This is a genomic window from Qaidamihabitans albus, from assembly GCF_016464705.1.
GTDB lineage: Bacteria > Actinomycetota > Actinomycetes > Mycobacteriales > Pseudonocardiaceae > Qaidamihabitans > Qaidamihabitans albus.
The window spans coordinates 1-19,654 of the sequence record NZ_JAEHOB010000022.1; the positions used below are offsets into that span (position 1 = coordinate 1).

Annotated in this window: 17 protein-coding genes; 5 read left to right on the forward strand and 12 right to left on the reverse strand. The window is 69.6% G+C overall.

All coding sequences use genetic code 11. The annotated features are described in order from the left end of the window. From JAP66_RS28735 to JAP66_RS28770, 8 genes are all read right to left on the reverse strand, one after another. On the reverse strand, positions 1-322 hold a 322-nt coding region (locus tag JAP66_RS28735; protein ID WP_235999688.1), incomplete at its 3' end, for a glycoside hydrolase family 11 protein. A gap of 381 nt (positions 323-703) precedes the next feature. After that, entirely contained in the window at positions 704-1,555 is an 852-nt protein-coding gene (locus JAP66_RS28740; protein WP_199434999.1) for a phosphotransferase, read from the reverse strand. A 29-nt stretch (positions 1,556-1,584) separates the two neighbouring features. Beyond that, positions 1,585-2,703 carry an NDMA-dependent alcohol dehydrogenase gene (locus JAP66_RS28745; RefSeq protein ID WP_199435000.1) on the reverse strand — a complete coding sequence of 373 codons (1,119 nt, stop codon included), beginning with the start codon at positions 2,701-2,703 and terminating at the stop codon, positions 1,585-1,587. Then, the gene (locus JAP66_RS28750; protein ID WP_199435057.1) at positions 2,700-3,659 is read right to left on the reverse strand and encodes a TIGR03560 family F420-dependent LLM class oxidoreductase; all 960 of its coding nucleotides are present in this window, start codon (positions 3,657-3,659) and stop codon (positions 2,700-2,702) included. The genes JAP66_RS28745 and JAP66_RS28750 overlap by 4 nt, the downstream gene beginning before the upstream one ends. Before the next feature lie 10 nt (positions 3,660-3,669). Continuing rightward, on the reverse strand, positions 3,670-5,142 hold the full coding sequence (locus tag JAP66_RS28755; RefSeq protein WP_199435001.1) for an aldehyde dehydrogenase family protein: 1,473 nt from the start codon (positions 5,140-5,142) through the stop codon (positions 3,670-3,672). Positions 5,143-5,152: 10 nt separating this feature from the next. Beyond that, positions 5,153-6,262 (reverse strand): NDMA-dependent alcohol dehydrogenase, encoded by a 1,110-nt coding sequence (locus JAP66_RS28760; protein WP_199435002.1) that lies wholly within the window; start codon positions 6,260-6,262, stop codon positions 5,153-5,155. A 124-nt stretch (positions 6,263-6,386) separates the two neighbouring features. Continuing rightward, the gene (locus tag JAP66_RS28765) at positions 6,387-7,910 is read right to left on the reverse strand and encodes an ABC transporter substrate-binding protein (protein ID WP_235999689.1); all 1,524 of its coding nucleotides are present in this window, start codon (positions 7,908-7,910) and stop codon (positions 6,387-6,389) included. A gap of 296 nt (positions 7,911-8,206) precedes the next feature. Further along, positions 8,207-8,860: an ArsR/SmtB family transcription factor gene (locus JAP66_RS28770; RefSeq protein ID WP_199435004.1), complete on the reverse strand. Its 654-nt coding sequence runs from the start codon at positions 8,858-8,860 to the stop codon at positions 8,207-8,209. Between the two features lie 84 nt (positions 8,861-8,944). On the opposite strand from JAP66_RS28770, the gene JAP66_RS28775 reads away from it, so the two are divergent. The 5 genes from JAP66_RS28775 (at position 8,945) to JAP66_RS28795 (ending at position 15,727) form a co-directional block, all read left to right on the forward strand. Beyond that, positions 8,945-10,306 (forward strand): MBL fold metallo-hydrolase, encoded by a 1,362-nt coding sequence (locus tag JAP66_RS28775; protein WP_199435005.1) that lies wholly within the window; start codon positions 8,945-8,947, stop codon positions 10,304-10,306. Then, a complete protein-coding gene (locus JAP66_RS28780) occupies positions 10,303-11,601 on the forward strand; it encodes an MFS transporter (protein WP_199435006.1) in 1,299 nt (432 codons plus the stop codon). Before JAP66_RS28775 ends, JAP66_RS28780 begins: the two co-directional genes overlap by 4 nt. Then, complete coding sequence (locus JAP66_RS28785) at positions 11,598-12,767, forward strand: cysteine desulfurase family protein (protein WP_199435007.1); 1,170 nt, start codon at positions 11,598-11,600, stop codon at positions 12,765-12,767. The genes JAP66_RS28780 and JAP66_RS28785 overlap by 4 nt, the downstream gene beginning before the upstream one ends. A 426-nt stretch (positions 12,768-13,193) precedes the next feature. Next, a complete protein-coding gene (locus tag JAP66_RS28790) occupies positions 13,194-14,315 on the forward strand; it encodes a tryptophan dimethylallyltransferase family protein (RefSeq protein WP_307849762.1) in 1,122 nt (373 codons plus the stop codon). Positions 14,316-14,344: 29 nt separating this feature from the next. Beyond that, positions 14,345-15,727 (forward strand): tryptophanase, encoded by a 1,383-nt coding sequence (locus JAP66_RS28795; protein WP_199435009.1) that lies wholly within the window; start codon positions 14,345-14,347, stop codon positions 15,725-15,727. 60 nt (positions 15,728-15,787) lie between these two features. Here JAP66_RS28795 and JAP66_RS28800 read toward each other — a convergent pair whose 3' ends face one another. From JAP66_RS28800 to JAP66_RS28815, 4 genes are read right to left on the reverse strand one after another with little or no spacing between them, the layout of a single operon-like run. Further along, a complete protein-coding gene (locus JAP66_RS28800) occupies positions 15,788-16,411 on the reverse strand; it encodes a GTP-binding protein (RefSeq protein WP_199435010.1) in 624 nt (207 codons plus the stop codon). Next, the gene (locus JAP66_RS28805; protein ID WP_199435011.1) at positions 16,392-16,769 is read right to left on the reverse strand and encodes a DUF742 domain-containing protein; all 378 of its coding nucleotides are present in this window, start codon (positions 16,767-16,769) and stop codon (positions 16,392-16,394) included. Before JAP66_RS28805 ends, JAP66_RS28800 begins: the two co-directional genes overlap by 20 nt. Then, a complete protein-coding gene (locus JAP66_RS28810; protein WP_199435012.1) occupies positions 16,769-17,194 on the reverse strand; it encodes a roadblock/LC7 domain-containing protein in 426 nt (141 codons plus the stop codon). The genes JAP66_RS28805 and JAP66_RS28810 overlap by 1 nt, the downstream gene beginning before the upstream one ends. A 25-nt stretch (positions 17,195-17,219) precedes the next feature. After that, positions 17,220-19,640, reverse strand: coding sequence for a nitrate- and nitrite sensing domain-containing protein (locus tag JAP66_RS28815; RefSeq protein WP_307849763.1), 2,421 nt, complete (start codon positions 19,638-19,640; stop codon positions 17,220-17,222). Between the last annotated feature and the right edge of the window lie 14 nt (positions 19,641-19,654).

Here is a 19,654-nt window from a genome sequence, read left to right on the forward strand (position 1 = left end):
CTGAGACATATGTGCTACCGAAGTCCTGAGACACAACACCGCCGTTGCTCCAGCCCTTGCCGCAGACGAAGTTCCCGGTGTTTCTCCAGGACGTGCTGTAGTTGCCGCCGGATCCCAGTGTCATGGAGACCGATCCCCCGCCATCGGTCCAGAACGAATAGTAGAAGCCGTTGTTGGTACCGGTTTGGTTCGTGGTGATGGTCGTCTGGGCGTTGGCGGTGCCGGGCAGCATCATCGCGGACGTGGCGAGCGCCAAGGCGCCGGCGCCGCCGATGAAGCCCCTGCGGCTGATCGGGCGTGCGGGGGCGTTGTCCATGTTCATGTTTCCTCCTCGTTGAGGCTGGCGGGAGGCCAGGGGACGCCGACCGCGCGCCGGCGTTTGTGCAACACGGCAGGACTTGTCCGGTCGCCGTGCGGCGGACGACCGGAGGACCAGGTCGCGCGGGTGACCCGGATCGACAGTCGTTCAGGTCTGTCGATGCCGATAGTGTTGGTCTGACTCCGCTGTGCTGTCAACAACTTTCGGACAAGTTTCGGAAACCTCGTCTTGGCAACGAGAACACATTAGTCCTGGCCAGCGGTCTTGCCCTGGTCGGCCAAGTCGGCCGCTGCTGATGGAATCCAGCGTTCGGAGATCAAAATCCGGCCGAAATTGTCGAAAGTTTTCGACGTCAAGGGCGAAAAAGCGCTGCTCGGAGAAAGCTCACCGCTGGGTGTGCAGGCGTGCCCGCACGGCGTCCCATTGCGGGCGTAGCAGCGCCAGCCGCTTCTCGCGGACGTCGCCCTCGGGCAGCTCGGTGTGCAGGCGCAGCTCCCGGGAGAGCACGATCGCCTGGTTGATCAGGAACGGCACCTCGATCCCGGCCTCACCCACCGCAGCGTCGACGGCGTCGTGGGCGCCGGGGGTGCCTGCGAGCAGGGTGTGCAGCATGGCCAGGTCGAACCCGGGCAGGAACAGGCCGGTGAACTCGAAATCCAGCAACGCACACTCGCCGGTCCCGGTGAGCAGCAGGTTGGCCGGTAGCGGATCGCCGTGCCCCGCCTGCCACGGCGGGGGTGTCTCGGCGAGGAGGGCATGCAGCATGGCGCGGTCGTCGGCGTCGAAGAACCCGGCGTGGTGGTAGCGCTCGACGCGATCGGGGTAGTCGAACACCGGCGCCAGCACATCATTCGGGGGGCTCCACCGGGCGAAGGTGGTGACGGTGTCCAGCACCGACTCGAGCGTGGTCGCGGGCAGCGGCTGCTCGGGGTAGCGTTCGGCGTCGGCCACATGGCCGGGAATGTGCTCCACGACCAGCACGGCGTGACCGTCGGTGTGCATCAGCACAGGCACCCGCACCGGCGGCGGGTACTCGGTGAATGCCTGGTAGAGCCGGATTTCGTGGGCGAGCTTGTCCCGCCAGAACTCCTCGTCGGTGCGCAGTGCCTTGATCACCACCGGGAGGCCGTGGCTGTGCCCGAGGGCGAGCAGGGACTTGTCGCTGAGGCGCAGCACGTCACCGAGCACGGCACCGCCGAGATCAAGCGCCGCCGGGTCATGCGACGTGCCGGTCATCGGCGCCGTCTCCCTTCGGTGCCGATGGCTCAGTGCTCGTGCACGATGACGCCCCGGATGTTCTTGCCGTCGTCCAGATCGCGGTAGGCGTCGTTGATCTCGTCCAGCCGGTACCTACGGGTGATCAGCTCGTCGAGCTTGAGGTCGCCGGAGCGGTACAGCGCGAGCAGACGCGGAATATCGTACAGCGGGTTGCAGTCGCCGAACAGGGCGCCGCGAACCTGCCGTTGGTAGCTGATCAGGTTTCCGGCGTGGACGTGGACCGCGGGATCCCCGAGCTTGCTGACGGCGGTGACGACGACCTTGCCGTCCTTGCCGACGATCTGCACTGCCGCGTTCACGATCTCCTCGGTGACCACGCCCGGCGTGCAGATCGCGTGGTCGGCGCGCTGGCCCCAGGTGGTCTCGACCACGAACTCGTGTGCTTCCGCCGCATCGGCGAAGGCGTGTGTCGCACCGAAGATCTTCGCCATGTCCCTTTTGTACGCGACCGGATCCACCACCACGACGTTCTTCGCCCCGGCATACCGGGCCCCCTGGACGGCGTTGCTGCCGACGCCACCCGCGCCGTAGACCACCACCGTCTGGCCTGCCCGCACGCCGGCCGCGTACACCGCCGAGCCCCACCCCGTCGGGACGCCGCACCCCACCAGTGCGGCGACCTCGAACGGGATCTCCTCGGACAGCGGGACGCAGGCCCACTCCGAAACCACCGCGTACTGGGAGAAAGTACCCAGCGTGCAGAACCCGCCGAGGTCCTCGTCGCCGTCGTGGAACCGGAACGTGCCGTCCAGGAACATACCGGTCGCGGCGTTGAGGCCCTTGTCGCACATGTTCTGGTGCCCGGTCGAGCAGGGCCGGCAGGCGCCGCACGCGGGAATGTAGGAGCAGACGACCCGGTCGCCCTCGCCGACCCGCCGGACGTCCGGCCCGACGGCCTCCACCACGCCGGCTCCCTCGTGGCCACCGACGATCGGGAACCGCACCGGCGCGTCGCCCCGGGTGATGTGGTGATCGGAATGGCACAGGCCGGCCGCGGCGAACCTGACGCGGACCTCGTGCGCCTTCGGCTCGTCGAGCCGCAACTCCGCCTGCTCCCAGCCCAGCCGCGGCCCGCGGGCGATGGCTGCACGTGTCGTGACGCTCATGGGGATTCCCCGATTCGCTCCAGCGCCGCACCCGGTACGTGCGGCAGCACCTCCGCGCCGAGCAGCGCGATGTGATCGAGATCCTGGATGTCGTAGATATGCAGGTAGACGGTGTCCGCGCCGGCCTCGCCCAGATCGCGGATGCGCTCGGTCACCAGCTCCGGCGAGCCGATCGCGGCCTCGGTGCGGATGAACTCGGAGCCGATCACCGCACCGCGGCGCTCCGCCTCGGCCGCTGTGGCCCCGCAGGCGACCGGCAGCACGGCCGAACGTCGTGGCTCGTCCGGGTCCCGCCCGATCGCCTCGCAGGCCCGCGCGAACACCGCGTAGCGCTCGCGGATGTCTCCGCCGAGGGCCGCGTTGAACTCGTCGGCGTACCGCGCGGCGATCGCCGGGGTGCGCTTCGGCCCCGTGCCGCCGATGATGATCGGTGGATGCGGCGTCTGCACCACCCGGGGCGGGGTGTGGTTGGCGTCGATCCGGTGGTGAGTGCCCGAGAAGCTGTAGCCCGCGCCGTTCCCGGCCTGCGTGCTCCAGAGGCCGCTGATGATCGCCAGTTGCTCGGAGAACCGGTCGAACCTGTCCCGGGTCGGCGGGAAGCCCAGACCGAACGCGGCGTGCTCGCGGGCATACCAGCCCGTGCCGATGCCCAGCTCGACCCGGCCGCCGCTCATCTGGTCCACAGTGGCCACGATCGTCGCGAGCAGCCCCGGCTCGCGGAACGTCGCCGCGGTCACGAGTGAGCCGAGCCGCACCCGTTCGGTGTCGCGAGCCAGGCCCGCCAGGGTGGTCCAGCAGTCCGTCGGCCGGTAGTCCGGGTCGCCGGGATCGACGCCGAGCAGGTGATCAGAGCGGAAGAAGGCGTCGAAGCCGGCTCGCTCGGTGGCCAGGGCGAGCGTGACGATGTCGTCGTAGCTGGATCCGTGCCGGGGCTCCATGAGCACCCGGAGGCGGATCCCGCCGCCGTCACGCCGTGCCACGGAGCGACACCGTCTTCACCTGCGTGTAGTCGAGCACCGCGTCGGCACCCATCGTCCGGCCGAAACCGCTGTGCCGGTACCCGCCGAACGGCCCGCCGATCACGCCGGCCCCGAGCGCGGCGTTGACCGCGACCTGACCCGCCTGCAGGCCACGTGTCATCCGCACCGCGCGCCCGACGTCGCCGGTCCACACGGAGGCGACCAGCCCGTAGTCGGTCCCGTTCGCGACCGCGAGCGCCTCGGCCTCGCCGTCGACCGGGATGACCGAGAGCACCGGGCCGAAGATCTCCTCCTGGGCGATGCGCATGCCGGGCTGCACCCGGTCGAACAGGGTGGGCTCGACGAAGAATCCCCGCTCGAACGTCTCGCCCGCGGGAACACCTCCGCCGAGCACGAGTTCGGCGCCCTCCTCCTGGCCCGATCGCACGTAGTCGAGCACCCTGGCGTGCTGCTTGGCGTTGATGAGCGGCCCCATCCGCACCGGCTCGTACCACGGCCCCACCGAGACCTGTGCCATCGCCTCGGCGAGGCGGCGCACCACCTCGGCGTGCATCGCGCGGTCGACGACCACCCGGGAGCCCGCCGCGCAGATCTGCCCGGTGTTCAGCGTGATACCGGTGACGATCGCCGGGATTGCGGCATCGAGGTCCGCGTCGGGGAACACCACCTGCGGTGACTTCCCGCCGAGCTCCAGGTGCAGCGGAACGAGGTTCTTCGCGCACGCTTCCATGACCGAAGAGCCGGTGGCCGGCGAGCCGGTGAAGCTCATCCTGCGGACGCCGGGGTGGGCCGGGAGCGCCGCACCCGCCTCGGGACCGTATCCGGTCACCACGTTGACCACTCCGGGCGGGATCCCGGCGTCGAGCGCGAGCCGGGCCAGCGCCAGCGGGGTCAGCGGCGCGTCCTCGGCCGGTTTGACGACGATGGTGTTGCCCGCCGCGATCGCCGCACCGGTGTCGTTGACGAACATCGGACCGGGTGCGTTCCACGGGATGACACTGCCCACCACGCCGTACGGTTCGCGCAGCGTCAGCCCGAGCACATCCGGGCTGTGGGTGGGCAGGGAAAGGCCGCTGACCTTGTCCGTCTGGCCCGCGACGAACCGGAGGATCCTGGCCATCGGCGGGGTACCCCAGTGCGGGCGGCCGACCTCCTGGGACTCCAGCTGGTCAAGCTCGCTCTCGTTCTCCTCGATCAGCTGGGCCCAGCGCGTGATCAGCGTGCCTCGCGTGGTCGCGTCCGTGTCGCGCCAGGACGGGAACGCCGCCTCGGCGGCCCGCACCGCCGCGTCGATATCCTCCGCGGTGCCCCGTGGCACCGCGGCCAGCACGTCGCGGTTCGCCGGGTTGACCACCTCGATGGTCTCGCCGCTCACCGCCGGAACCCATTCACCACCGATGAGCTGGGCGTTGTCGGTGATCAGTGTGGCGGCTCTCGGTCCGGAAGGGGCGATCGTCATGGTCAGCTCCTCAGTGTTCGTGGATGATGACGCCGCGAACGTTCTTGCCCGCCAGCATGTCCTCGTATCCGTCGTTGACCTCGTCGAGCCGGTACCTGCGGGTGATCAGCTCATCGAGCTTGAGATCGCCGGAGCGGTACAGCCCGAGCAGGCGCGGAACGTCGTAGAGCGGGCTGCAGCCACCGAAGATCGCGCCCTGCACACGCCGCTGGTAGCCGATGAGCATCCCGGACGGGGCGCTGACCGAGCCGTCGCCGACCGCGGTGATCGTCACCTGCCCGCTCTTGCCGACCACCTGGATCGCACGGTCGATGACCTCGTCGTGCAGCACGCCGACAGTGATGATCGCGTGGTCGGCGAGCTGGCCCCAGGTGGTCTCGACGACGAAGTCGTGTGCGCTTTCGGCGTCTGCGAAGGTGTGGGTGGCACCGAAGACCTTGGCCATGTCTCGCTTGAACGGCACGGGATCGACGACGATCACGTTCTGGGCGCCCGCGTAACGTGCTCCCTGGACGGCGTTGCTGCCGACACCTCCGGCGCCGTAGACGACGACGGTCTGCCCGGCGCGGACGCCCGCCGCGTACACCGCCGAGCCCCATCCCGTCGGCACCCCGCATCCGACCAGCGCGGCGACCTCGAACGGGATGTCACCGGGGATGGCGATGCAGGAGAACTCGGACACCACGGCGTACTGGGAGAAGGTGCCGAGCACACAGAGCCCGCCGAGGTCCTCTCCGTCGAGGTGGAAGCGGAAGGTGCCGTCCGGGAACATGCCGGTGGCCGCGTTCTTCCCCTCGTCGCAGAGGTTCTGCCGCCCTGTGGAGCAGTAACGGCAGGCGCCGCACGCCGGGATGAAGGAGCAAACGACATGATCACCGACCGCCACCCGCGTCACTCCCTCGCCGACCGCGTCGACCACGCCGGCACCCTCGTGCCCGCCGACCACGGGAAAGCGCATCCCCGCATCGCCCTTCTGGATGTGGTCGTCGGAGTGGCACAGCCCCGCGGCGAGGAACTTGACCCTGACCTCGCCTGCCCGCGGATCGTCGAGTTCGACGTCCGCCACCTCCCACGGCCGGCCGGGCTGCCGGCAGATGACCGCGCGCGTCATGATGCTCATGTAGGACCCTTTCCGTGGCGCACACCCACGATGCCCGGACACGCGGTCTCCAGCGACAGAACTTTCGCGTCACGGAAACCGGAACGGTGATCGGCGATGCTGCTGGGCATGAATGGATGCCGTATCACCGGTTCGTCCAGACCTCTTCCCAGATGACGCCGGCGTTGACGACGATCGGCGGGATCTTCGTGGTCAGGCCGGGACCGTGCACCCCCTTGACAGCCAGGTTGGCGGGCGCGAACGCCAGGCCGAACGGGGCGTAGGCGTTGTCGGCGATGTGCGCGCCCGCCTGCTCGTACAGCTCCGCCCGCGCGGTGGGATCGAGCGTCGCCGCCGCCCGGTTGAGCAGGTCCTCCAGTTGCGGGTCCGCGACCCCGCTGAACGGCGACGTCTCGGAGAAACGGAAGCCGACGCCGGCCCCCGATGCGGGATCCCAGGCGCCCGCGGTCTGCAGCATGGCCTGCCACGCACCGGAGTTGAACTGCTGGACCAAGGTGGACAGTTGGTAGGTGTCCACGCTGACCGAGATACCCGCATCCCGCCACTGGGTCTGCAGGGCGGTCATGACCTGTTGCGCAACATAGCTGCCGAGCGTCCCCAGCTCGACGGTGAGACCTCCGAGCTCGTCCACGATCCGGCGCGCCCGCTCGGGATCGTACGTGCGGTATCCGGGCACGGTCTCGCGGTGGAACAGGCCGCCGGGCCCGGTGAAGGTCTGGCTCACCGGGTAGAGACCCTTGAACAACCCTTCCGAGATCGCCTCGAAGTCGGTGGCGTAGTAGATCGCCTCCCGCGCTCTCCTGTCGTCGAACGGTGCGGCTGCGGTGTTGAGCTGGACGACATAGGGGGACGTGGCCGGCTGGACCGTGACGGTGAGCCGGTCATCGGAGCGTGCCTGCTCGAGCAACGGCGTCGTGCTGAGTCCTTCGTAGGCATGTCCCTGACCGGAAAGCAGCGCCTGGTAGGCAGGCTGGTCACCGCCGATCGACTTGAACGTCAGGCGGTCGAGGTAGGGCAGGTCCTTCTTGAAGTAGCCCGGGTTGCGCTCGAGTTCGAGTACCGAGCTGAGCTTGTTGGACACCACCGTGAACGGGCCCGCCCCGACCGGCTTGATCTTGAACTGCTCCTCCCCCAGCTTCTCCAGCGCGCTCGGCGACGCGATCCAGTTGACGTTGGATGCCGGAAAGGAATTGATCACCGCCGCGTAGGGCCGGGTGAAGTCGAGGACGACGGTCCGCTCGTCCTCCACGGTGATCCCGTTCTCCGCCAGGGGCCAGGTCGGCGAGCAGGTGCACGGTGCGTCGACGGCCCGCCGGAAGTTGAACGCGACCGCTTCCGCGTCGAACGGGGTGCCGTCGGTGAACCGGATTCCCTCCCGGATCGTGATCTTCACCGTTCTGCCGCCGTCGAGCATCTCGTAGCTCTCGGCCTGGTGTGGCCGGACCTCGGCGTGCGATCCGTCGTCGTTCGCCCGTAGCAGGAACAGCCCGCCGTAGATCGCGCTCATCTGCGAGATGTTCGCCCCGCCGGTGGTGTTCGTGGCGGGATCGAGGCCGGAGGGCCAGCCTCCCGCGAAACTCCCGTCCTCGAGGACGGTGATCTCGCCGCCGCGCTGGGGCGGCCCGGCCGGTTCCGAGTCCGCCGACATGTCGTTGCCTCCCGCACATGCGGCGAGGACGAACGTCGGTACCAGGAAGAATGCCGTTCGTTTCGGTCCACTGCGCACCATGCACCCCGCTCGACTGGAGTTCGCCTGCGCAAGCCCGCACGGCGTCCTCCTGATCGATCAGGACGCCGTCGCCTGCACAGTGACCGGGCTCACGTCACCACAGGTTCGCCGCTGCGCTCCCCGGGAAGCGATGGCACTTTCACGCGGCGGAAGGGAATCCGGGACCGGTCGAAGCGCATGGTCCGAGTACGCCTCGTTCGACGTGGCGGCCGGGCTCAGGTGGCGACGGGAAGGTCGGCCAGGCGCCACTCGAGCATGCCGTCGGCGAGGCGGCGGGCACGCCGGCCGTGGGCGGTGAGCAGCCGGACGGCGTCGTGGGCGAACACGCAGTAGGCGCCTCGGCAGTAGGCGACGATCTCCTGGTCGGCGGGGATGTCGGCGAGCCGGTCGGCCAGTTCGTCCACCGGCACCGAGAGCGCGCCCGGAATGTGCCCTGCTTCGTACTCCTCGCGCGGTCGGACGTCGAGCACGACCACGTCGCCGGACCGCGCCCGGCGCACCAGTTCCGTGCGGGTGACCTGTTCGGTGTCCGGGCCGAGATAGGCGGTACGGGCGGCCTCGACATCCGGCAGGTGCTCGCTGGCCACGGTGCGCACCAGCGCGTACAGCGTGGCGACGTCCGCGCCCGCGAGCCGGTAGTAGACCTTGGTGCCCTCCCGGCGGGTCGCGACCAGGTTCGCCTGCCTGAGTGTCTGCAGGTGCGCCGACGCCGTGGTCACCCCGAGTTCGGCCGCTCGCGCCAGCGCCTCGACCGTGCGCTCGCCCTGGGCCAGCAGGTCCAGCAGCTCCAGCCGCTTACCGCTGCCAAGAGCCTTGCCCACGCGGGCGAACTGTTCGAACAGCGCCGTCTTCGCGGCCCGATCACCCATCGACTTCTCCAATCATCCTTGGAATAGTGTATAACAAGGAAAGACAGCAGGCACCCAGTACCCGCACGTCGAGGAGGCCGCGAGATGGCCACGGTTGATCTTGTTCCCCTGGTCGACGAAGGGCTGGGCAACTCCGCTTACCTCGTGGACCTGGGCGACGGCCGCGCACTCGTGGTCGATGTCAGCCTCGACCTGCGGGCGGCCTGGCGTGCGGTACGGCGCCGCGGGCTGCGACCGGCGTTCGCCGCCGACACGCACCTGCATGCCGACTTCCTCTCCGGTGCCCGCCAGCTGGCGGCGACCGAGGGCACGCGGGTCCTGGCGTCGGCGGCCGGGCACCGCGAGTTCGCTCACACCGGACTGCACGACGAGGACGAGGTGGACCTCGGCGGCCTGCGGCTGCGCGCGCTCGCCACGCCCGGCCACACCCACGAACACCTCTCGTTCCTCCTGCTGGACGGCGACGCCCCGGTGGGGGTGTTCACCGGCGGCTCACTGCTGGTGGGCGCCGCCGCCCGTACCGACCTGGTCTCCCCCGACCGGACCGAGGCGCTCGCCAGGCAGCAGTACGCCTCGCTGCGCCGGCTGGCGAGCCTGCCGGACGAGGTGGCGGTATGGCCCACGCACGGAGCAGGCTCGTTCTGCTCGGCCCCGCCGGGCACAAGGCGCACCAGCACCATCGGGCAGGAGAAGGAGACGAACCCGTTGCTGCGAGCCGGTGACGAGGACGCTTTCGTCTCGGCGCTCACCGGGTCGCTGGGCAGCTTCCCGCCCTACTTCCTGCGCCTGGCCGAGGTCAACCGCCGCGGCCCGGCCGTGCTCGGCACCGATCCCGGCCTGCCCCCACTGGCCGCGGACACGGTGCGGTCCCTGCTGACCGAGGGCGCCCGGTTGATCGATGTCCGCCCGGTGCCGGAGTTCGCGGCCGGCCACATCCCGGGCGCGGTGTCCATTCCGCTGCGCCCGGCCTTCGCGTCATGGCTGGGCTGGCTGGCCCCCCACGACCGACCGCTGGTCATTCTGCGAAACACCGAGCAGGACCCGGGCGAGATCGTGTGGCAGGCCACCAAGATCGGCTACGACAACCTGGCCGGCGAGCTGGCCGGGGGATTGGCCGCCTGGACCGCCGCGGGCGAACCCACCACCGGAACGCGCCTCGTGCGCGCCGACCAGATCGGCGACAGACCGGTGCTCGATACCCGCCAGGCAGCGGAGTTCGCCGCCGGCCACGTTCCTGGCGCCGCCCATGTCGAGCTCGGCGCGCTGGCCGACCGCGCCGGCGACTTGCCGCGGGAGCCGCTGGTGGTGATGTGCGGGCACGGCGAGCGGGCGATGGGCGCGGCCAGCCTGCTCGAACGAGCCGGGCACCGCGACCTCGCCGTGCTGGAGGGCGGACCCGGCGACTGGGCACGCAGCACCGGCCGCTCCCTGGAGAGCGGGGTATGAGCAGGACCGGATCGCCGCGGCTCGGGTTGCGCGCCAACCTCGCCCAGTTCAGCCTGCTGGTGGCGGTCAACGCCCTCGTCGGCGGCGTGCTCGGGCAGGAACGCAACGTGCTGCCCCTGCTGGCCGAGCGGGAGTTCGGCCTGACCGCATACACCGCCACGCTGACCTACGTACTCGCCTTCGGCATCACCAAGGCCGCCACCAACTACTTCGCCGGCACCTGGTCGGATCGTTACGGCCGCAAGCCCGTCCTGCTGGTGGGCTGGCTCGTCGCGATACCGGTACCGCTGATGCTCATCTGGGCCCCCGACTGGGGCTGGATCGTGGCCGCCAACGTGCTGCTCGGCATCAACCAGGGCATGACCTGGTCCACCACCGTCATCATGAAGATCGACCTAGCCGGGCCCGCACGGCGCGGACTCGCGATGGGCCTCAACGAGGCCGCCGGCTACGCCGCCGTCGCTATCACCGCCGCGGCCACCGGCTATCTCGCCGCCCGCTACGGACTACGCCCCGCGCCCTTCCTGCTCGGCGCGTCCTACGTCGCACTCGGCCTCGGCCTGACCGCGTTCTTCGTGCGGGAGACCCGCGAGCACGCCCGCTTCGAAGCCGACGGCCACAGGGCCCGCGCCGATGGGCGCCACGATCACCTGCACGCCGGCCTCACCAGCCGCGAGGTCTTCGGCCACACCAGCGCGCGCGAGCCCGCCCTTTCGGCGGCCAGCCAGGCCGGGATGGTCAACAACCTCAACGACGGCCTTGCCATGGGACTGCTCCCCATCCTGTTCGTCGCCGCCGGCCTTTCACTGACCGACATGGGTATCCTCACCGCGCTCTACCCCGCCGTCTGGGGCGTCGGGCAACTCGTCACCGGCCCGCTGTCCGACCGCTGGGGCCGCAAGCACCTCATCACGGCCGGCATGCTCACCCAGGCCGCCGCACTCGGCCTCATCGCCCTCGCCGATACCTTCGCCGTCTGGGCCGCCGCGGCGGTGTTGCTCGGCGCGGGTACCGCCATGGTCTATCCGACGCTGCTCGCCGTCATCGGCGACGTCGCCCACCCCGCCTGGCGAGCCCGCTCCGTCGGCGTCTACCGGCTCTGGCGTGACGGTGGATTCGCCGTCGGCGCCCTGGTCTCCGGCATCGCCGCCGACCTGTGGGGGCTGCGCGCCGCCGTGTGGATCGTCGCCGCGATCACCGCGGTCTCCGGAGTCGTCGTCGCCGTCCGCATGTACGAGACCCACCCGGCGAGCCATCGAAACACCGCCGCGGCAAGGACGAGGGGGACATCGTGACCGTCCACAGCGCACTCGCAGAGGGCCCGGTCTACCTCGACCACAACGCCACCACCCCGATCGACCCCGCCGTCACGGACGCGATGCTGCCGTATCTGACCGGCATGTTCGGCAACGCCTCAAGCGAGCACCACTACGGCACCGCGCCCCGCTCGGCACTGCGGCGCGCCCGCGACCAGGTCGCCACCCTGATCGGAGCCGAAGACGGCCGGATCGTGTTCACCGGATCCGGCTCCGAGGCGGACAACCTCGCCGTCCGCGGCACCGTCCTCGCCGCCGGAATCGACCGGCCGCACGTGATCACACAACGCACAGAGCACCCCGCAGTGCTGCAGGCGTGCCGGGCTTTGCAGCGCTGGCACGGCGTCGAGGTGACGTATCTGCCCGTGAACACCGACGGCCTGGTCGCCCCGGAGCAGCTGGCCACCGCGTTCACCGAGCGCACCGTGCTGGTGTCGGTCATGGCCGCGAACAACGAGACCGGTGCCCTGCAACCGGTCACCGAGCTGGCCCGGCTCACCCACGAGCACGGTGCGGTGTTCCACTGCGACGCCGCCCAGGCGGCCGGGAAGATTCCGCTCGACGTCACCACGCTCGACGTGGACCTGCTCACCGTGGTCGGGCACAAGATGTACGCGCCGAAGGGCATCGCCGCCCTGTACGTCAGACCAGGCTTACCGCTCGAACCCGTGGTGTACGGCGGCGGGCAGGAACACGGCCTCCGCGCCGGCACCGAGGATGTCGCCCTCGCCGTGGCACTGGGCACGGCCGCCCAACTCGCCGTCGACGACCTCGCCGCACGCGGCCACCACCGCATCCAGAACCTGCGGGAGCGCCTCCACCACCGGCTCACCGCCGGCCTCGGCGACCGCGTGCTGCTCAACGGGCCGGTGACAGCACGGCTGCCGAACACACTCAACGTCAGCATCCGCGGGGCGATCGCACATCGCCTGCTCGCCGCGGCCCCAGGGATCGCCGCATCGACCGGCTCGGCCTGCCACAGCGGCACGCACGAACCGTCACCGGTGCTGACCGCGATGGGCCTCGATCCCGAGCGTGGGTTGTCCGCGCTCCGCCTGTCGCTCGGCCGCTGGAGCACGCCTGAGGACATCGACTCCGCCGCGGACCTGATCATCACCGCTGCCGGCACCGATCGGCACGCATGAGCCGTGAGGAGGCGTCGCCACATTTCGTCGACGAGCACCGGATCCGGATCGCCGCGCACCGGAGCGGGTGTGGGAAGCCGTTCGCCGCCACCTGGACGCATCCCTGGCGAAGGAGCGGGACAATTCCGCTGCTCCGGCCCCTCGGAACCGAGCCGCGCTCCGGCTTCGCGGTCGCCCGGATGGCCGGACTCCGGTCATCGGCAGCCGTGCACACGTGCTCGCGGTTCGCGCTCCGCTCGATCCGCCGATCGAGCCGCGGCTGACCCGTCGTGGAACCACACTCTGCCAGAGAGTGATCACTCACCGTGGGCAAGATCACTCCTAAAGAGGTACCTTTACCCGTCCCGGCCTGCGTAACCTCGGCGATTGTGCTCTGACGAGGCCGCACGAGTGACCAGCCCGCATGACCCCGGAGCGTGTGTGAACGTGGACAACGTGACTCTGTCCGACTACACCGGCCGTCAACTCCGGAACCTGTGCGCGGAAGCCGGCTTCGACGAGGCGGACGACACTCCCGTCGACCTGCTCCGGGAGTTGCTCGGTCCCGCCGGCCGGCGTCGGTTGTCCGAGGAACCGCTCTGGTCGTCGGACGTCTCCGACGACGCCAGCCCTGTCGAGTTCTCCTTCGCGTTCGACGACAACGGCGGACGGGCGATCCGCGTTCTCGGCGAGACGATGGCGGAGGATCCCGGCCCGGCCGCGAACATCGCCGCGGCAAGACGTTTCCTCGACGTGGTCACCGCGCGGTACGGCTGCACCGCCGACCGTTTCGATGCGGTGCAGGATCTGTTCCTGCCCGCGCAGCCGCACGGCAAGTTCGCCCTGTGGTTCTCGCTGATCTTCCGGCCGCAGGCTCCGCCGCACCTCAAGGTGTACTTCAACCCGGAGGTGCGCGGACCTGAGCGCGCTCCCGAGCTCGTGGCCGAGGGCCTGCGCCGGCTCGGCATGGACAACGCCTACGACATCGCCACGGCGCACGCGCTGCGCAGGGGAAGCCGCGACCGGTTCTCCTTCTTCGCACTAGATCTCGACGACAGCCCGCTGTCCAGGGTCAAGCTCTACGTCTCGCACGAGAGCGGCCGGAGCGAGGACGTCGAGCAGGCGGCCACGGCCGTCAGTGGGGTGGACGTGGCGGAGATCCGCGAGTTCTGCCGACTCGTCGGCGGAGGCAGCGGGCCGTTCACCGGGCGGCCCCTGATCTCCAGCTACTCGTTCGTCGAAGCCGATCCCGGCCGCCCCGGCAACTACAGTCTCTACCTCCCCGTCCGTGACTACGTGCCAGACGACGAGACGGCCCGCTCCCGGGTCAGGTCCTTCATGAGCAGGCGTGGTCTGGACCAAGCTGATCTCGATCGCGCACTGCGTGCGGTGACGAACCGCTCCCTGCGGGAGAGGGCAGGGCTCATCGCGCACGTGTCACTCCGGCTGGGCGGCTTCGGCGCGGGCACCACGATCTACCTCTCCTCGGAGGCCTACGGCGGCACTCCCGTGCAGCGCTCGGCGGACGCCACAGCCGTCCCGTTGGCCGACTCGCCGGTCGGCAGTTGAGCACAGAGCACAGAGAAAGCAGGCGCGCCGTGAAGTCCTTCCCTCCCTACCGGATCCAAGTCGTCAAGGAAATACCCATCACGACGCGGCAGGAAAGGGAGGAGGTACTCGCCCGCGCCGCCTACAACGGGTTCGACGTGCCGGCGAACAAGGTCACCATCGACCTGCTCACCGACTCGGGAACGGGCGCCCCGTCCGCGGCCCAGGAGGCGGCGGCCGCGGGGGCGGACCGCTCCTACGCCGGTTCCGACTCCTACTACCGCTTCCGGGAGATCGTCGGCGAGCTGACCGGTCATCCGCACGTCCTTCCGGTTCATCAGGGACGGGCGGCCGAGCGCGTCCTCTTCGGAGCCGTCCTGGGACCGGGGCGGATCTCGCTCAGCAACACGCACTTCGACACCACGCGCGCCAACGTGGAGCTGACCGGCGGCGAGGCACGAGACCTGCCGTGCCCCGAGGCGCGGGACCTGGACAGCCTCGATCCGTTCAAGGGCAACATCGACCTCGGCGAGCTGGAGCGGACCCTCGCGGGCCCGGACGGCGCGCGGGTCGCGCAGGTGCTCATCACCATCACCAACAACGGCGGCGGCGGGCAGCCGGTGTCGATGGCCAACCTGGAGTCGGTCCGCCGGATGTGCGACCGCTTCGGGGTTCCCTTCTTCCTCGACGCCGCGCGGTTCGCGGAGAACGCCTGGCTGGTCACCCAGCGGGAGCCCGGCTACGAGCAGCAGACGCCGCGGGAGGTCGCGCGAAGGACGTTCCGGATGGCCGACGGATGCGTGACCAGCCTCAAGAAGGACGGCATCGCCCCGATGGGCGCGTTCATCGCCCTGCGCGACGCCGATCTCGCCCAGCGCTGCGAGGCGAACCTCATCGCCACCGAGGGCTTCCGCACCTACGGCGGGCTGACCGGACACGACCTGGAGCGGGTCGCCCAGGGACTGCGGGAGGTGCTGGACCCGAACTACCTCGGCGCCCGCACGGCGGAGACAGCGCACCTCGCCGAACTGATCAACGAGGCCGGGGTCGACACCGTCCAGCCACCAGGCATCCACGCGCTCTACCTCAACGCGGGCAGGCTGCTCCCGCACATCCCGGCCCACGGGTTCCCCGGCCATGCGCTGGCCTGCGAGCTGTACCTGGCGGGCGGTATCCGCTGCGCCGAGCTGGGCTCGCTCTACCTCGGCGAGTTCGACGCCGCGCACAACCTCGTGGCACCGGCACCTTTCGAACTGGTTCGGCTGGCGATTCCGCGGCGCACCTATACCCAGAGCCACCTGGAGTACGTGGCGGACGTGCTGTCGGCCATCGCCAAGAATCCGGAGCAGGTGCCCGAGTACCGCGTGGTGGACGCGCCGCCGGTGCTGCGCCACTTCAACCTGCGCATGCGACGGCTCCCGGCGAACCGGTGAGCGGGGAGGCCGCTTCCGGATCCGTGGGCACGGTCCGGAGCGGCCCCGGGACGGCCTGCCTCAGCCCCGGCCGTCCCCGGAATGCACCAGACCGGCCGGCTTGGGCAACTTGCTCATCGCGAACCTCACCAGCTTGATCAGCGCCAGCTTGCTCGACTCCCGCTGCCGTGCGTCGAAGAAGATGACCGGAACGTGCGGAGCGATCGCGAGCGCCTTCCGGATCTCCTCCTCCTCGTACTCGTCGGCACCGTCGAAGCAGTTGACCGCCACGATGAACGGGATCTTGCGCCGCTCGAAGAAGTCGATGGTGGCGAAGCTGCTGTCCAGCCTCCGCGTATCCACCAGCACGACGGTGCCGATCGCACCCTTGGCCAGCTCGTCCCACATGTACCAGAAGCGATCCTGACCCGGCGTGCCGAAGAGATACAGCACCGTGTGCGGCGAGATGGTGATCCGGCCGAAGTCCAGCGCGACCGTCGTCGTCATCTTCCGTTCGACGCCGGTGACGTCGTCCACCCCGTCGCTGGCCTGCGTCATCAGCTCCTCGGTGGACAGCGGCGAGATCTCGCTCACCGAGCCGACCATGGTGGTCTTGCCTGCGCCGAACCCGCCGGCCACGACGATCTTGACCGGTGTCGGGATCACGGCCGTCGCCGTGTCGGCGTCATAGTTTGTGGAGACCATCGAGTACCGCCTGAAGTAGTTCGTAATCCGGGGCATGCTCCGGCTGCGAGGGCGAGCGGACGATCACTTCACCGCGCTCGATCAGATCGCCGCACAGGACCTTGACAACGGCAATGGGGATCTTGACGTACACCCCGAGCTCCGCGACCGAGAACGGTCGCTTGCACAGCTGCAGGATCGCCAGATGTTCCGGGGTGAGCCCGAACGGTTCCTGCACCGACGCCTGCGCGGACGGTATCGCCATCACCTGCGTGGCGAGGTCGAGCGCGAGGTCGGAGCCCGGAATCCGGCCGCGGGTGATGGCGTACGGCCGGACGAGCGGCCCGGCTGCTTCGTCGTACCACTGATCCTCGTCCATCACGTTCCCTCGACCGCGGAACCCGCGGCCTCCCGTGGGGCCGCCGACATGTAGTCACCCACCCTCTTGACGAGGCGGCTCATCTCGTAGGCGATCATCTCGACGTCGACGGTCTCCTCGGCGAGCACCGCGAGGCACGCACCCTGGCCCGCCGCGGAGACGAACAAGTAGCCCTCCGCCATCTCGATGAGCGTCTGGAGCACCGGACCACGTTCGAAGTGCCTGCTCACGCCCTTGGCGAGACTCTGCAGGCTCGATGCCATCGCCGACAACTGGTCGGAGTCGTCCTTCGCGAGCGCGGCGGACTTCCCCATGAGCAGGCCGTCGGCGGACAGCACGACGGCATTCTGGGCCCCGACCACACGGTCGACCATGTCGTCAAGCAGCCAGTTGAGGTCGGCCTTGGAGTTCCCGTTCTCGTTCATTGCTGAGATCCGATTCCCCTATCGATCAGTGGTTGCTCGTCTGGTCTTCTGGACCGTCGGCGTCTCGCCCTCTGCGGGTGCCCTTGTGGAACGCCGAGAGGGTGCTGCGAGTCCTGCCGGTGAATTCTTCGAGGTCGGTCGCTTCCGAGTCGGGGTCGTCCCGGAGCTGCGCGACGAGATTCTCCTGTGGTTGCCGCTGCGGCAGCGGTGCACGCGGTTTGGGGCGTGCGGGCAGCTGAGGAGGCTCGGCCCGCGCGGCCGGGGCAGCCGGCGCCTGGAAAGGCCGGGCCGCGGCAGGCTCCCCCTCCTGTCCGGGGGCGTCTGTTTCGCTGCTCGTGACCGTCTTCGAGCTGATCGGCTCCGGCACACGAGGCTCGGAGGGCTGTTCCACACCATTCCCTTCGGGCGGTCCGGCGCTCTGTCGTGCCTCGGACGACCCGTTCGTGGTGATCTCCGCCGTACCGCCCGCACCGTTCCCGCCGGTCCCGTCGTCGCTCTGGTCGTCGGCCGCGAGGTTCTCGGTCGGGATCAGCACGGTGGCACGGGTGCCACCGTAGCGCGACGAGTCGAACATGACCTTGACGCCGAGCCTTGCCGCCAGCCTCGCCACCACGAAGAGCCCCAGGCTGGAATCCGCCCGTAGCGCCATCGCGTCGAACTCAGGCGGTTCGGCCATCATCTTGTTCGCCCACTCGCGGACCTCCTCGGTCATCCCGAGGCCCTGGTCGGCGACGTCGACGACCACCCCTCGCGCGACGAGCGTGCTGACCATGTGGACCGGAGATCCCGGCGGGGAGAAGGCGGTCGCGTTGTCGACGAGCTCGGCGATCAGGTGGATGGTGTCGGCGACGGCGGAGCCGGTGACCGCGACCTTCGGCACGCTCTCGATCTCCACCCGCGAGAAGTGCTCGGTCTCCGACACCGCGGCCCGCAGCACGTCCATCAGCCAGACGGGCTTGCGCCAGCGGCGGCCGGGCTGCTTCCCCCCGAGGATGATCAGGTTCTCGGTGGTGCGGCGGGCCCTCGTGGCGAGATGGTCGAGCTGGTAGAGCCCCTCCAGCTGAGTGGGATTCTCCTCCCTGCTCTCCATCCGGTCGAGGATCTGCAGCTGGCGGTGGACCAGACCCTGGTTGCGGTGGGCGATGCCCAGGAACACGTTGTTTACACCACTACGGGCCTTCGCCTCGCTGACCGCCGCCGACACCGCCGTCAGCTGGGCGACGTTGAACGCCTCGGCCACCTGGCCGATCTCGTCCTTGCCGTGGTCGAGCTTCGGCAGCTCGGCGGCCACGTCGACGCCCTCGCCCTCCTTGAGGCGCCGCACGATCCTCGGCAGCCGTGTCCGGGCAAGCTCCAGCGAGTCGTTGCGCAGCCGCTCCAGCCGGGTCATCAGCGTGCGGTCGACGAGAGTCCTCGAAACGCGGACCGCGACGATGATCGAGGCGATCGCGGCGATCAGCGCGAGCGCGCTGCCGATGATCACATTGCGCAGGTTCTCGTTGCCGTCGACGAGCGCCTGCGTGGAGACCTGGTCGGCCTGCTCGACGGTCAGCGCCGTCAGGTCGGTGGAGATCCGGTTGCTCAGCTCGCGCCACTCCGCCTCGCTCACCACGCCACCGGTACCGGGTTGCGGCAGCGAGCCCGGCCCTGCGGTGATCAACGCGTCCTCGGCGCCGCTCAACCGCCTCCACGCGGTGCCCGACACGATCTCCTGGTAGTGGTCTCCCACTTCCGGGCGCATGAACGGAGCGAGCTTGTCCAGAGCGGCCCGGTACGAACCGACCAGCTGCGCGAACCGCAGGTGATCCTGCGTGGAGAAGCCCTCCTCCGCGTAGGCGCTGGACGCCAGGGACGCGGCGCGCGACATCTGGTCCGCGGCACGGAAGATCTCGGTGGCACCGATACCGCCCTGTGTCGCGGTGACGTCCGGAACCATGCGGGCCTGGGCGTCGAACAACCCCGCAGCGGTGTCGATCAGCTCGTTGTAGAAGTCGTTGACCTGCGCCGTCGAGATCGTCCTGAGGTTGATCTCCGCCCGGAGCACGGGCAGCCGGTCCAGGCTGTCCTCGAGCGCCTGCATGCGCGTCGCGATCTCGTCCGGCACCAGCTCCTTGACCGGTCCCATGGCTTCGCGGAGATCGGTCAGGGATCGGTCGATCTCCTGCTGCTGAGCCTGGAGATCCCGCAGGCCGACCTCTGGCCGCTCCAGGTAGACGAGGCTCAGCTGCCGCTCCTGCTGGATGGCGCCGAGCGACGTGACCGCGGGAATGGACACGTCCTGGACGCTGGAGGCGACGGCCCTGACGTACACGGCCTCGATGACGAAATACGTGGACACGGCCGTCCACATCGCGAGCAGCGCGATACTCGGTATCAGCACCGTCCCGGTCAGCCGCTTCCGGATCGACTTGTGATGTCCTTCGCCGGACTGCTTCTGTCTTTTCACGACGCTCCACCCAG